Below are 13,617 nucleotides of genomic sequence, written 5' to 3' on the forward strand. Positions count from 1 at the left end.
GGCGGACGACGGGAATGTGACGACAGGCCCTAGCGTGTTCGCATGAACATGAGCCTTGGGCCGGGTGCGAGGGAACGGCTGGTCGTGATCGGCGGCGACGCCGCGGGGATGTCCGCGGCATCGCAGGCACGGCGTATGAAAAGCGCCGGTGAACTGGAGATCGTGGCCTTCGAACGCGGCCACTTCTCCTCGTACTCGGCGTGCGGCATCCCGTACTGGGTGGGCGGCGACGTCTCCGAGCGCGACGAGCTGATCGCCCGTACGCCCGAGGAGCACCGCGCGCGGGACATCGATCTGCGCATGCGCACCGAGGTCATGGAGATCGACGTGGCCGGACAGCGGGTACGCGCGCGTGACCTCGAATCCGGCGCCGAGTGCTGGACGTCGTACGACAAGCTCGTGATCGCGACCGGCGCCCGTCCGATCCGTCCGGACATGCCGGGCGCCGACGCGCCGGGTGTGCACGGAGTTCAGACACTCGACGACGGGCAGGCCCTCCTGGACACGCTGACACGCACGCGTGGGCGGCGCGCGGTCGTGGTCGGGGCCGGTTACATCGGTGTGGAGATGGCCGAGGCGCTGATCAACCGTGGTTACGAGGTGACCGTCGTCAACCGCGGCTCGGAGCCGATGTCGACGCTCGATCCCGACATGGGCCGACTGGTGCACGAGGCCATGACGGGCCTCGGCATCACCATGGTCGACGACGCCGAGGTCACCAAGGTCCTCACCGGCGACGACGGCTGGGTCCGCGCGGTGGCCACGGAGGACGCCGAGTACCCGGCGGACGTCGTGGTCCTGGGCATCGGGGTCCGCCCGGAGACGACGCTGGCGCGGGCGGCCGGCCTGCCCCTCGGCAACCACGGGGGCCTGCTCACGGACCTGGCGATGCGAGTGCGCGGCCACGAGAACATCTGGGCGGGCGGGGACTGTGTGGAGGTCCTCGACCTGGTCTCGGGCCAGGAGCGCCATATCGCCCTGGGCACCCACGCCAACAAGCACGGCCAGGTCATCGGCACCAATGCCGGCGGCGGTTACGCCACCTTCCCCGGGGTGGTCGGCACCGCGGTCAGCAAGGTCTGCGACCTGGAGATCGCCCGCACGGGCCTGCGCGAGAAGGACGCCCGCCGGGCGGGGCTCCAGTACGTCACGGCCACGATCGAGTCCACCAGCCGGGCCGGTTACTACCCCAACGCGTCCGTCATGACGGTCAAGATGCTCGCCGAACGCCGCACCGGCCGCCTGCTGGGCGTCCAGATCGTCGGCCGGGAGGGCGCGGGCAAGCGCGTGGACATCGCGGCGGTGGCCCTGACGGCAGGCATGACGGTGGAGCAGATGACGGCCCTGGACCTCGGCTACGCCCCGCCGTTCAGCCCGGTGTGGGACCCCGTACTGGTCGCGGCCCGCAAGGCGACGAAGGCGGTCCTGAAAGGCGCCTAGAAGTGTGCTGAAGATCTTGCTTGGGCCGCCCCAATCGCCCAGGTTCGCCCGCAAAAGTCGATCGGGGCAATCCGGTGCAAGTCGGGCGGGTTTTCAAGATTCTCAGTGGTCTCCTAGGCCGTCCCGCTGATCCTCGGCAGGGAAGCCACCGACGCGCTGGACGAAGCGGCGGCCACCGGCTGCTCCCCGGCGCCCGGCTTGGCGTGCGCGGCCGAGGCCCGCACGGACCGCAGCCGGTGGCTCACCGCCTCGTCGAGCGTCACCGGCCGCCCCATCTGCGCGGCCAGCCGCCCGGCTTCCTGACCCAGCCGTGCGACGTCCTCCCAGGGGAGCCGCACCACCACGGAGAGCTCCGCCTCACCATCCGGCAGCGCGTGCATCGAAGGAGCAACTCGATCGTTCATCGCCTGTCCTCACGTAGACCCGGTTGACAAGCCATACGCACGCAAAGACACCGGCGTTCACCGATTCCCGGACCGCATCCAGGGAAGAAGGAACTCGTGGTCATCCCCGTCCATGACGTGAACCCCGCACGCACCACCCCGTGGGTGACGTACGGCCTGATCGCCGCGAACATCCTCGTCTTCCTGGCCATGCCCGGCACGGTGGGCGTGCCGGGGGCCAGCCGCCTCGCCCAGACCTGCGAGCTGCACGCGTTCCTGGACCACTACGCGGCGGTGCCACGGGAGTTGATCCACGATCAGATGCCCGGCATGGTCCCCACCGGCGAGGTGGCGGTCGGCCCGCAGGGCCCCGGCTGTGTCGTCGGCGAGCCGGGCTACGACAAGTCACCCGTGCTGTCGGTCTTCACGGCGATGTTCCTGCACGGCGGCTGGCTGCACCTGCTGGGCAACATGCTCTTCCTGCTGATCTTCGGCAACAACATCGAGGACCGCATGGGCCATGTGCGGTACTTCCTGTTCTACGTCGTCTGCGGCTACGCGGCCGGCTACGGCTTCGCGCTTCTCAATGACGACTCGGGCGACCCCCTGATCGGCGCCTCGGGAGCCATCGCCGGGGTACTGGGCGCCTATCTGATGCTGTATCCGAAGGCCAGGGTGTGGGTCCTGGTGCCGTTCCTGATCTTCCTGCCGCTCCGGCTGCCGGCCTGGCTGGTGCTGGGCTTCTGGTTCGGGCTCCAGGCGGTGTACTCGTCCGGCGAGGGCGTCTCCGACGCGGGCACGGTCGCGTACACGGCGCATGTCGTCGGCTTTGTCGTCGGCATGCTGCTCGCCTGGCCGCTGAAGCCCGGTACCCCACCGCCGCCGGAACCGCGCGGCCTGCTGTTCGGCAGGCGGGCGCGGCCCCGTCAGACGTGGTGAGTCAGCGCGCGGTGTGCGTGTGGACGTACTCGACGAGCCGGGTCAGCGCGTCCGGGTCGGTGTTCGGCATGACGCCGTGGCCGAGGTTGAAGACATGGCCCTCCAGGCCCGCCGCGGCGTCGAGGACTTCCTGGGTCTTGGTCTCGACGGCCTCGGTGGTGGAGAACAGCACGGTCGGGTCGAGGTTGCCCTGGAGCGCCTTGCCGGGGCCGACCCGGCGGGCGGCCTCGTCCAGCGGGACGCGCCAGTCGACGCCGACGACATCCGCGCCGGCCTCGCCCATCAGGCCGAGCAGCTCGCCGGTGCCGACGCCGAAGTGGATGCGCGGGACGCCGTAACCGGCGACCGCCTGGAAGACCTTGGCCGAGGCGGGCATCACCGAGCGGCGGTAGTCGGCGGGGGCGAGCGCGCCGACCCAGGAGTCGAAGAGCTGGACCGCGGAGGCGCCGGCCTCGATCTGGACCTTCAGGAAGCCGGCCGTGATGTCCGCGAGGCGGTCGAGCAGATCGGCCCAGAGCCCGGGGTCGCCGTACATCATCGCCTTGGCGTTCTCGTACGTACGCGACGGACCGCCCTCGACGAGGTAACTCGCGAGGGTGAAAGGCGCGCCCGCGAAACCGATGAGCGGGGTCGATCCGAGCTCGCGGGTGAGCAGGCCGATGGCCTCGGTGACGTAGGAGACGTCCTCGGGGGTGAGGTCACGCAGCTGGGCCAGGTCGGCGCGGGTGCGGATCGGGTTCTCGACGACCGGGCCGACGCCGGGCTTGATGTCGAGGTCGATGCCGATGGCCTTGAGGGGGACGACGATGTCGCTGAAGTAGATCGCCGCGTCCACGCCGTGCCGGCGCACCGGCTGGAGGGTGATCTCGGTGACCAGCTCGGGGCGCATGCAGGATTCGAGCATCGGAATGCCCTCGCGGACCTTGCGGTACTCCGGCAGGGAGCGGCCGGCCTGCCGCATGAACCACACCGGGGTGCGCGGGACGGGCTCGCGCCTGCACGCCTTGAGGAAGGCGGAGTCGTACGTCGCTGTCGGCTGCGTGTCGTTGGCACTCACGGTGGTCAGTCTCGCACGGGGCCGATGGTCTCCCGCCCGCAGGCCAGGAGGCAGACCGGGTGTCTAGACCCGCACCGGGCGCCGATTCCCCTTAATCTTCCCGCATGGCTGCGGCTCAGGGACGACTGTCGGGTGGAATGGATGACGCGAAGGACACCGGGGAGGCTGACGGGCAGGCGAGCAGTGGTGCGCCGCCCGCCTTCCGAGCCGCGGTGGAGGCCCTGCGCGGCAGTCGGCTGAGGCCGCAGATCGAGGTGGAGTCCACGCGCGCGCCCCAGCGGCTCGCCCCGCATGCGTACGCGCTGGAGGCGACCGTCGTCGACGGCGACCAGGATCTGGCCGACGGCCGGCTTGTGCTGCTGCACGACCCGGCCGGGCACGACGCCTGGCGGGGCACGTTCCGGCTGGTGACGCTGGTGCGGGCGGAGCTGGAGCCGGAGATGGCGGCGGACCCGCTGCTGCCCGAGGTGTGCTGGTCGTGGCTGACCGGTGCGCTGCAGGCACGCGGACTGACGTACGGCGAGCCGAGCGGCACCGTCACGCGGGCGAGTTCGCACTACTTCGGCGGTCTGTCCGAACGTCCGTCGGCCTCGCAGATCGAGATCCGCGCGTCCTGGACCCCGCGCGAGGGCCTCGGGGGCGTGCCCGACACCGCGGCACATCTGGCCTCGTGGGCGGATCTGCTCGCGCAGGTCGCGGGGCTGCCGCCGGCCGGGCCCGGTGACGCGGCGGTGGTGACACTGCCGCAGCGCCGGGGACCGCAGTCGCGATGAGTGCCACCTCGACACGCATCACTTTGTCGATACGGCCACTTTCAGTCATGAGCAGACACTCGAACGAACCGATTCGCTCACCGAACGATCGACCGTACGTCCGAATTGCACCAATTGTTACTCACTAGATCGTGATCATTCTCTAAAGGACTTCAGGTTTGGTGCCGAAGACGACTGTGACCTTCAAAGCCGTCCCGCACCCCAGGAGGCCTGGTGTCCGTTCTCCTTGAGCAGCCCGCAAGCCTGGTCGCCTACCGCCCGAACAAGCCGACCGCCATGGTGGTCGTGGCCGACCCCCGCGTCCGCTCCACCGTCACCCGCCATCTGTGGGCGCTCGGTGTGCGCGACGTCATCGAGGCCTCGTCCATCGCGGAGGCTCGTCCCCGCATCGGCAACCCCCGCGACATCTGTGTCGCCGACGTCCACCTGCCCGACGGATCCGGCCTGACCCTTCTGTCCGAGACCCGCGCCGCGGGCTGGCCCAACGGCCTCGCCCTCTCCGCGGCCGACGACATCGGCGCCGTCCGCAACGCACTGGCCGGAGGCGTGAAGGGCTACGTCGTCACCGGCACCCGCACCAACGTCGGGCTCCCCACCCGGCCCGGTGCCGCCCCCATCGGTGCCGCCGCCGCCCGTATGCACCGCCGCCCCCCGGGTGCCCCGAGCCACCCGGGCGGCTACCGCGAACTGTCCGGCCGTGAGGTCGAGGTGCTGCGGCTGGTGGCGGAGGGCCAGTCGAACAAGGCCATCGGCGTCTCGATGGGCTTGTCCGCGCTGACCGTCAAGAGCCACCTCGCCCGTATCGCCCGCAAGCTCGGCACGGGTGACCGTGCCGGCATGGTCGCCGTCGCCCTGCGCACCGGCATCATCCACTGACCCCCGGCCCAGCCCTTCACGGACGTGAACGGATCGGCCGCTGGTCCGCCCCGCCCGTGCCCCACCTGTCGTGAACCGGATGATTCACCGACCTGACTGGTTTACGACCCCCAGGCGCCCGTCGACGGAACGTTCCGTCGACGGGCGCTGTCCATACACAGATACCCTTGACAGGTGACCGACGCCCAAGAGACCGCAGCAGACAGCTCACTGCGAACCACCGGAGGCGCCCCTCCGGACGACGGCGGATCTTCTGTTACGGGGGCGCCGGCCGGGGCACCGAACCCTGAACCGACTCCTTTGCTGGAACCGCGCGAAGGCATTCCGCCCGTGATCGCCGACGAGGAGTCCCTCGCCCGGGTGATCGCCGCGTTCGCCGCGGGCTCAGGACCCGTCGCCGTCGACGCCGAGCGCGCCTCCGGCTACCGCTACGGACAGCGCGCCTACCTGGTGCAGCTGCGCCGCCAGGGCGCCGGCACGGCGCTGATCGACCCCGTGGCCTGTCCGGACCTCTCCGGTCTCGGCGAGGCGCTCTCCGGTACCGAGTGGGTGCTGCACGCCGCGACCCAGGACCTGCCGTGCCTCAGGGAAATAGGCATGGTCCCCACCCAGCTGTTCGACACCGAGCTGGCCGGCCGGCTCGCCGGGTTCCCGCGGGTCGGGCTCGGCGCGATGGTCGAGAGCGTCCTCGGCTTCGTCCTGGAGAAGGGCCACTCCGCGGTCGACTGGTCCACCCGCCCGCTGCCGGAGCCGTGGCTGCGCTACGCCGCGCTGGACGTGGAGCTCCTGGTCGATCTGCGCGACGCGCTGGAGAAGGAGCTGGACCGGCAGGGCAAACTGGAGTGGGCCCGGCAGGAGTTCGACGCGATCGCGTCCGCGCCGCCGGCCGAGCCGCGCAAGGATCCCTGGCGCCGCACGTCCGGGATGCACAAGGTGCGGCGGCGTCGGCAGCTCGGTGTCGTGCGCGAGCTGTGGGAGACGCGCGACCGGATCGCGCAGCGCAGGGACGTGTCGCCGGGGAAGGTGCTCTCGGACGCCGCGATCGTGGAGGCGGCGCTCGCTCTGCCCGCGAACGTCCCTGCGCTGGCCGCGTTGAACGGGTTCGGGCACCGGATGGGCCGGCGGCAGCTGGAGCAGTGGCAGGCGGCCGTCGACCGGGCCAAGGCGCTGAGCGAGTCGCAGCTGCCGCAGCCCGGGCAGCCGGTGACCGGGCCTCCGCCGCCGCGCGCGTGGGCCGACAAGGATCCCGCGGCCGCCGCGCGTCTGTCGGCGGCCCGGGCCGGGGTTTCCGCGCTGGCCGAGCGGCTCAACATGCCCCAGGAGAACCTGATCACCCCGGACACCGTACGGCGGGTGTGCTGGGAGCCGCCGACGGTGGTGGACGCGGAGTCGGTGGGCGCCGCGCTGGCGGGTTACGGCGCTCGGCCTTGGCAGGTCGAGCAGGTCACGCCCCTGTTGGTGGCCGCGCTGTCCGCCTAGATCTCACCTGGTCGCCCCCCTCATGAACCCGTTGTAGATGAAGCGCTGCAGGAACAGGAAGACGATCAGCGTCGGCAGGATCACCAGCACCGCTCCTGCCGAGATCGTCTCCCAGTGCGCCGCGTACGGACCGCGGAAGCGGAACAGCGACGTCGAGATCACGCCAAGATCTTCGGAGGGCATGTAGAGGAAGGGGATGTAGAAGTCGTTGTAGACGGTGATCCCCTTCACTGTCACCACCGTCGCGATCGCCGGTTTCAGCAGCGGGAAGATGATCTTGCGGTAGATCGTGAAGGCGTTGGCGCCCTCCAGCCGTGCCGATTCGTCCAGGGAGACCGGGATGGACCGCACGAACTGGAGGAAGATGTAGATCGACACGATGTCCGTGCCCATGTAGAGCACGATCGGCGCCCAGAGGGTGTCGAACATGCCGAAGCTGTTGACGATCTGGAAGGTCGCCACCTGGGTGGTGACCCCGGGGACCAGCGCGGCGACCAGGAAGAGCGCGACCACCAGCTTCCTGAAGCGGAAGGTGAAGCGGTCGATCGCGTACGCCGTCATCGAGCCGATCAGAACCGTGCCGCCGATGGCGACCACCAGGATGAGGGCCGTGTTGCCGAACGCCGAGAGCATCCGGCCGTCCTGGAACGCCGTCAGGTAGTTGTCGAAGTTCAGCGGATTGCCCGGGAGCGAGAGGGCCCCGTCCGCCTCCGCCATCTCCCGGTCGGTCTTCAGGGACGTCAGCAGGACCACGCCCAGCGGGAGCAGGACCACCACGGTCGCCGCGACCAGCGACAGGTAGACGAACGTACGGGCTACGGCTCGTCGCGTCATACGAGGTCCACCTTGTCGTCGGGGACGAGGCGCCGCTGGATCCAGGTCACCAGCAGGATGATCAGCAGCAGCACGACCGCGGCCGCCGAGGCGAGCCCCGTCTTGTTGAAGCGGAAGGCCAGGTTCACGGTCTGGATGACGAAGGTCTCGGTGCCGGTCGCCCCGCCGGTCATGATGTACGGGATCTCGAAGACCGACAGCGAGCCGGAGATCGAGAGGATGACCGTCAGGCTCAGCACCGGCTTGATGCCCGGCGCGATGATGTAGCGGAACTGGTGCCAGCGGTTGGCGCCGTCCAGTTCGGCCGCCTCGTACAGCTCACCGGGGACCGACTGGATCGCGCCCAGGAAGAGCACGAAGTTCAGGCCCAGATAGCGCCAGACCGAGACGCCGGCGAGCGAGGTGTTCGCCGAGGTCGAGGTACCGAGCCAGGCGTGGTCGGTGTGCACCCCGAACAGGCTGAGCACCGAGTCGAGGGTGCCGCCGTCCTGGAAGAAGTAGAGGAACACGAAGCCGATGGCGACCCCGTTGACCAGATACGGGAAGAACAGCACGCCCTTGAAGAAGTTCCGGAAGCGGACGTTGAAGCTCAGGATCGTTGCGAAGTACAGGGCGGCCGCGATCTGGACGGCCGAGGCGGCGAGGTAGTAGCCGCTGACGAAGAACACCCGGAAGAGGTCCTCGCGGGTGAAGATCTCCGTGTAGTTGTCGGCGCCCGTGTAGTTCAGCTCGGGGCTCACACCGTCCCAGTCGGTGAAGCTGTACGCGACCATGTTGGCGATCGGCGCGTAGGTGAAGACGATCAGCAGCGTGAGCGGGGCGACCAGGAACAGCCACGGCGTCATACCCTGCCGACCGCGTCCCCGGGCGGGGGCGGCCCTCTCCGCCCCCGCTGCCGTCTTCTCGGCCGCCCGCTGCGCGGTGGCGGCCATCAGCGCTGCGCCTCGGTCCACCGCTCGCTGAGATCGGCGAAGAAGTCGTCGAGGCTGCCCTTTGTGGCGCCCCGGGCGAGGTCCACCAGCTTCTGGCGGTACTCGGGGGCGTAGATGCCGGTCTCCGACTGGTTGTCGATCTGCTTGACCTCGGCGCCCTTGGAGTCGTCCACCTCGATGAACTTCACGCCCGCGTCCTCGTAGGGCTGCAGCACGGCGGGCAGCGGGGCGTTCTTGAGCGGGGAGATCGCCAGATTGTCCTTGTCGTAGCCGGACTTGTCGGTGAACCAGTCGATCCAGGCGCGGGCCGCGCCCTTGTGCTTCGAGTTGACGTTGACCGCCTGGTTGTAGTCGGGGGCGACCGCGGCGCAGAACTTTCCGTCCGTCTGGGACGGGAAGGGCATGAAGCCGATGTCGTCGGGGTTCACCCCGGCCTGCTTCGCGGCGTCCCGGAACTGGACGATCGCCCAGGTGCCGAGCCACTGCGTGGCGATCTCGCCCTTGGCCGTACGGGCCTTGGACTCCTCCCAGTTGGTGGTGGTGGGGTCCTTCTCGGCCAGGCCCTGCTTGACGATGTCGTGCAGCAGCGTGTCACCGACGCGCAGTTCGGCGCCCTCGGCCCAAGGGTCCCCCTCGGCCAGCTTGGTGGTGGCCCCCGGATCGCAGTGGACCGAGCCGTTGACGTACGTCCAGGAGGTCAGCGTCCAGCCGGCGGCGAAGTTGGTGTAGTACGGGACGGCGTCCGTCCTGGACTTGATCGCCTTCAGCGCGGTGAGGAACTCGGCCGGGGTGGTGGGCCATTCGGTGACGCCGGCCTCCCGCCAGACCCTCTTGTTGTAGACGAAGCCGGGGGTCACACCGACCGGGCTCTGGCCGTAGACCTTGCCGTCGACGGCGGTGAAGTCGGTGAAGCGGTACTTCTCGCTGCGCTCCTGCACGGTGCCCAGCGAGGCGAAGAACTTGGGGTAGTCCGCCTTCTTGATCACCGCGGGGATCAGCAGGACGTCGCCGTAGTTCTCCGTGTTCATACGGATCTTCACTTCGGACTCGTAGTTGGTGAGCGCCTCGAACTCGACCTTGACCTTCGGATAGGTCTTGTTGAACTCGGCGGCGTACTTGTCCATCGTGCCGTCCTGCACGAGGTCGGTGCGGACGGTGAGGACCTTGATGGTTCCGCTGACCTTGGCCGGGTCGGTGGGCGCCTTGGCGTCCGCCCCCTTGGACGAACCTCCGGTGCCGGTGCACGCCGAGAGCAGCAGGGCGGCACCCGTGACCATGGCGAGGACTGTACGGCGGTACATGTGCATCAGCTCCGTTCACGAGACGGACGAGCACGTGCGGGTTGGCTGGTTCGGAACTCTGACAGCGCTTTCTCGACCGGTAAAGTCCCTATCCCGCCAACGACGGAAAAAACTTGCCCCACACTGGGGTTGACCGGTTTAGGAGTGCGCATGCTGGAGGCCACACCGCTGGGCGAGGGATGGATCCTGCGGCACGACAGGGCGGAGCTCCCGGCCGCGGTGCCGGGGTGCGTGCACACCGATCTGCTGGCGGCCGGGGTGATCCCGGACCCCTTTCTCGGACGCAACGAGACCGAGGTCGCCTGGGTGGGCCGGCGGGACTGGACGTACGAGCGGGACCTGAGCGCGGCCTCCGCACACGAGCAGACCGACCTCGCCTTCGACGGCCTCGACACGGTCGCCGAGATCCTGCTGGACGGGCGGCTGCTGGGCCGCGTCCGCAACATGCACCGCTCCCACCGCTTCGACGTGACCGGCCTGACCGGACGCCTGTCCGTGCGGTTCGTCTCCGCGTACACCGAGGCCGAGGCGATGCGCGGCAAACTCGGCGAACGGCCCGCGGCCTACGCCGAACCCTTCGCGTACGTACGCAAGATGGCCTGCTCCTTCGGCTGGGACTGGGGGCCGACCCTGGTGACGGCGGGGATCTGGCGGCCGGTGCGACTGGAGCACTGGTCGACGGCCAGGATCGCGCGGGTCCGCCCGCTGGTGACCGTCGAACCAGGCGTGGGACGCGTGGAGTTGGCCGTCGACGTGGAGCGGACCCGCGTGGAGGCACCGCTGACGGTCGAGGCGACGGTCGGCGGAGTGCGGGCGCGCGCCTCGGTCGACGGCACGCAGGGGTCGGTACGTCTTGAGGTGCCGTCGCCGCGCCTGTGGTGGCCGCGCGGTTACGGTGAACAGCCGCTGTACGACGTCGAGTTGACGCTGCTGCACGGGGACGAGCCGCTGGATGTGTGGCGTCGGCGGATCGGTTTCCGCACCGTCGAACTTGACCGGTCGGCCGACGCCCACGGCACCGGCTTCACCTTCGTCGTCAACGGGGAACGGCTCTTCGCGCGGGGCGTCAACTGGATCCCGGACGACGTCTTCCCGTCCCGGGTGACGCGGGCGCGCTACCGGGAGCGCCTCGGCCAGGCGGCCGACGCGGGCGTGGACCTGGTGCGGGTCTGGGGCGGCGGGATCTATGAGAGCGAGGACTTCTACGACACCTGCGACGAGCTGGGGCTGCTGGTCTGGCAGGACTTCCCCTTCGCCTGCGCCGCCTACCCCGAGGAGCAGCCGCTGCGCGGGGAGGTCGAAGCGGAGGCCCGCGAGAACGTCGTACGGCTGATGCCGCATCCCTCGCTGGTGCTGTGGAACGGCAACAACGAGAACCTGTGGGGTTTCCGGGACTGGGGGTGGGACCGGGCGCTGGCCGGTGAGTCCTGGGGCGAGGGGTACTACCTGGGCGTACTGCCGCGGGTGGTCGCCGAGTTGGATCCGACGCGGCCCTATGCGGCGGGCAGTCCGTGGTCCGGAAGCTGGGAGCGGCATCCGAACGATCCGGCGCACGGGACGCATCACTCGTGGGAGGTGTGGAACCGGGAGGACTACGCGGAGTACCGCGCCCATGTGCCGCGGTTCATGGCCGAGTTCGGCTGGCAGGCGCCGCCCGCGTACGCGACGCTTCGGCGGGCCCTTCCGGGTGAGGAGCTCGCGGCCGACTCCCCCGGCATGCTGCACCACCAGAAGGCCGACGACGGCAACGGCAAGCTGAGGCGGGGCCTGGAGCGGCATTTCGCCGTCCCCGAGGGGGACTTCGACCGCTGGCACTACCTCACGCAGGTCAACCAGGCACGTGCGGTCGCCACCGGGATCGAGCACTGGCGGTCGCACTGGCCGGTGTGCGCGGGCACGGTGCTGTGGCAGCTCAACGACTGCTGGCCGGTGACCTCATGGGCCGCGATCGACGGGGACGGGCGGGAGAAGCCGCTCTATCACGAGCTGCGGCGGCTGTACGCGGACCGGCTGCTGACGCTTCAAGTGCGGGAGCGGGGGCTGGTGTCGGCCGCCGTCAATCAGGGGGCGCGGGTGTGGGCGGGGGCGGTGCGGCTGCGCCGTATGTCCGTCGAGGGAGTGGTCATCGGCGAGGCGCGCTCGGAGTTCACGGCCGAGGGGCGGACGGTGGCCCTGGTCGGGGTGGACCGGGAGCTGGAGCCGGCCGGTCCCAAGGAGTTCCTGGTCGCCGACGCCGACGGGTTGCGGGCCCTGCACTTTCCCGCCCCTGACCGGGACATCCCCTATCCCCGGCCGGAGTTCGAGGTCGAGATCGTGCCGGGCGGAGTGCGGGTGACGGCCCTGACCCTCGTACGGGATCTGCTGCTCCAGGCCGATCGGCTGGCCCCCGGTGCGCGGGCGGACCGGGGGCTGGTGACACTGCTGCCCGGCGAAGAGGTGACCATCGGGGTGCGGGGCTGGGAGACTCCGGATCCCGAGACCGCCCGTTCGGCCCTGTACTGCGTGGAGCCATCCCGATGACCACTGACCGCGTCACCATCAAGGACGTCGCCGCGCGTGCGGGGGTGTCCAAGGGTGCCGTGTCCCTCGCCTTCAACCACAAGCCGGGGCTCTCCGAGGCGACCCGGGACCGGATCTTCCGGGCCGCCCGTGAGCTGGGCTGGGCGCCCAGCCTCACCGCGCGGTCGCTGGCCGGGGCGCGGGTGGACGTCGTGGGGCTCGCGATCTGCCGGCCCGCCAGGCTGCTCGGGCTCGAACCCTTCTACATGGAGTTCGTCTCGGGCGTGGAGAGCGTGCTGACCGAGCAGTCCTGCTCGCTGCTGCTGCGGCTGGTGCGGAACGTGGAGGAGGAGGTCGGGATCCAGGAGACGTGGTGGCGGGGGCGGCAGATCGGGGGTTCGATCCTGGTCGACTTCCGGGCGGACGATCCCCGGGTGGCGGCCGTGCAGCGGCTCGGGATGCCGGTGGTCGCCGTAGGGCACCCGTCGCTGACCGGTGGGCTGCCCTCGGTGTGGACCGACGACGCCACGGCCGTGACGGAGGCCGTGCGGTATCTGGCCGCGCTCGGGCACCGCCGGATCGCCAGGGTGGGCGGGGCGGCGGCACTGGGGCACACCTCGATCCGTACGGCGGCCTTCGACGAGGCGGCGCGTTCGCTGGCCCTGGCGGGGGCGTGGCAGGTGGCGACGGACTTCTCGGGGGACGCGGGGGCGCGGGCGACGAGGTCGCTGCTGACGGCGGCGGCGCCGGACCGGCCCACGGCGATCGTGTACGACAACGACATCATGGCGGTGGCGGGGTTGTCGGTGGCGGCGGAGATGGGGCTGCGCGTGCCGGATGACGTGTCACTGCTGGCCTGGGACGACTCCCAGCTGTGCCGCCTCACGCATCCGACCCTGTCCGCGATGAGTCATGACGTGCACGGGTTCGGGGCGGATGTGGCGCGGACCCTGTTCGGGGTGATCACGGGAGAGGGGCCCGGGTCGCATCCCGTACCCACCCCGGTCCTCACCCCACGCGGATCGACGGCACCCCCGCGGGTGTGACCTTCACCGCTTGGTTCTGCGGGGCTGGGCAGCTACGTTACTCATAAGTAGCATGGTC

At 70.1% G+C, this 13,617-nt stretch carries 12 protein-coding genes; 7 read left to right on the forward strand and 5 right to left on the reverse strand.

Annotated elements, in window-relative coordinates; all coding sequences use genetic code 11:
• Nucleotides 1-42: 42 nt before the first annotated feature.
• The gene (locus RMT89_RS03740; protein WP_315882455.1) at nucleotides 43-1,440 is read left to right on the forward strand and encodes an FAD-dependent oxidoreductase; all 1,398 of its coding nucleotides are present in this window, start codon (nucleotides 43-45) and stop codon (nucleotides 1,438-1,440) included.
• Nucleotides 1,441-1,553: 113 nt separating this feature from the next.
• Here RMT89_RS03740 and RMT89_RS03745 read toward each other — a convergent pair whose 3' ends face one another.
• On the reverse strand, nucleotides 1,554-1,844 hold the full coding sequence (locus tag RMT89_RS03745) for a hypothetical protein (RefSeq protein ID WP_315882456.1): 291 nt from the start codon (nucleotides 1,842-1,844) through the stop codon (nucleotides 1,554-1,556).
• A gap of 96 nt (nucleotides 1,845-1,940) precedes the next feature.
• Between RMT89_RS03745 and RMT89_RS03750 the strand changes: the two genes are divergently transcribed.
• Complete coding sequence (locus tag RMT89_RS03750; protein WP_315882457.1) at nucleotides 1,941-2,762, forward strand: rhomboid family intramembrane serine protease; 822 nt, start codon at nucleotides 1,941-1,943, stop codon at nucleotides 2,760-2,762.
• Nucleotide 2,763: 1 nt separating this feature from the next.
• Here RMT89_RS03750 and hemE read toward each other — a convergent pair whose 3' ends face one another.
• Nucleotides 2,764-3,819, reverse strand: coding sequence for a uroporphyrinogen decarboxylase (gene hemE / locus RMT89_RS03755; RefSeq protein ID WP_315882458.1), 1,056 nt, complete (start codon nucleotides 3,817-3,819; stop codon nucleotides 2,764-2,766).
• A gap of 137 nt (nucleotides 3,820-3,956) precedes the next feature.
• Here hemE and RMT89_RS03760 point away from each other — a divergent pair, with 137 nt between their 5' ends.
• From RMT89_RS03760 to RMT89_RS03770, 3 genes are all read left to right on the forward strand, one after another.
• Complete coding sequence (locus tag RMT89_RS03760; protein WP_315882459.1) at nucleotides 3,957-4,592, forward strand: DUF3000 domain-containing protein; 636 nt, start codon at nucleotides 3,957-3,959, stop codon at nucleotides 4,590-4,592.
• A 213-nt stretch (nucleotides 4,593-4,805) separates the two neighbouring features.
• On the forward strand, nucleotides 4,806-5,468 hold the full coding sequence (locus tag RMT89_RS03765) for a response regulator transcription factor (RefSeq protein ID WP_128374800.1): 663 nt from the start codon (nucleotides 4,806-4,808) through the stop codon (nucleotides 5,466-5,468).
• Nucleotides 5,469-5,642: 174 nt separating this feature from the next.
• Nucleotides 5,643-6,947: a ribonuclease D gene (locus RMT89_RS03770; RefSeq protein ID WP_315882460.1), complete on the forward strand. Its 1,305-nt coding sequence runs from the start codon at nucleotides 5,643-5,645 to the stop codon at nucleotides 6,945-6,947.
• 3 nt (nucleotides 6,948-6,950) lie between these two features.
• On the opposite strand, the gene RMT89_RS03775 is transcribed toward RMT89_RS03770, so the two are convergent.
• The 3 genes from RMT89_RS03775 to RMT89_RS03785 are packed head-to-tail and all read right to left on the reverse strand — an operon-like array spanning nucleotide 6,951 to nucleotide 10,014.
• Nucleotides 6,951-7,781 carry a carbohydrate ABC transporter permease gene (locus tag RMT89_RS03775; protein WP_315882461.1) on the reverse strand — a complete coding sequence of 277 codons (831 nt, stop codon included), beginning with the start codon at nucleotides 7,779-7,781 and terminating at the stop codon, nucleotides 6,951-6,953.
• Complete coding sequence (locus tag RMT89_RS03780) at nucleotides 7,778-8,713, reverse strand: sugar ABC transporter permease (RefSeq protein WP_315882462.1); 936 nt, start codon at nucleotides 8,711-8,713, stop codon at nucleotides 7,778-7,780. The genes RMT89_RS03775 and RMT89_RS03780 overlap by 4 nt, the downstream gene beginning before the upstream one ends.
• Complete coding sequence (locus RMT89_RS03785; RefSeq protein WP_315882463.1) at nucleotides 8,713-10,014, reverse strand: ABC transporter substrate-binding protein; 1,302 nt, start codon at nucleotides 10,012-10,014, stop codon at nucleotides 8,713-8,715. The genes RMT89_RS03780 and RMT89_RS03785 overlap by 1 nt, the downstream gene beginning before the upstream one ends.
• 150 nt (nucleotides 10,015-10,164) lie before the next feature.
• Between RMT89_RS03785 and RMT89_RS03790 the strand changes: the two genes are divergently transcribed.
• A complete protein-coding gene (locus RMT89_RS03790) occupies nucleotides 10,165-12,534 on the forward strand; it encodes a glycosyl hydrolase 2 galactose-binding domain-containing protein (RefSeq protein ID WP_315882464.1) in 2,370 nt (789 codons plus the stop codon).
• Nucleotides 12,531-13,559: a LacI family DNA-binding transcriptional regulator gene (locus RMT89_RS03795; protein WP_315882465.1), complete on the forward strand. Its 1,029-nt coding sequence runs from the start codon at nucleotides 12,531-12,533 to the stop codon at nucleotides 13,557-13,559. Before RMT89_RS03790 ends, RMT89_RS03795 begins: the two co-directional genes overlap by 4 nt.
• Nucleotides 13,560-13,617 lie beyond the last annotated feature (58 nt).

Origin of the sequence: Streptomyces sp. P17 (genome assembly GCF_032436805.1) — a bacterium.
Classification (GTDB): domain Bacteria; phylum Actinomycetota; class Actinomycetes; order Streptomycetales; family Streptomycetaceae; genus Streptomyces.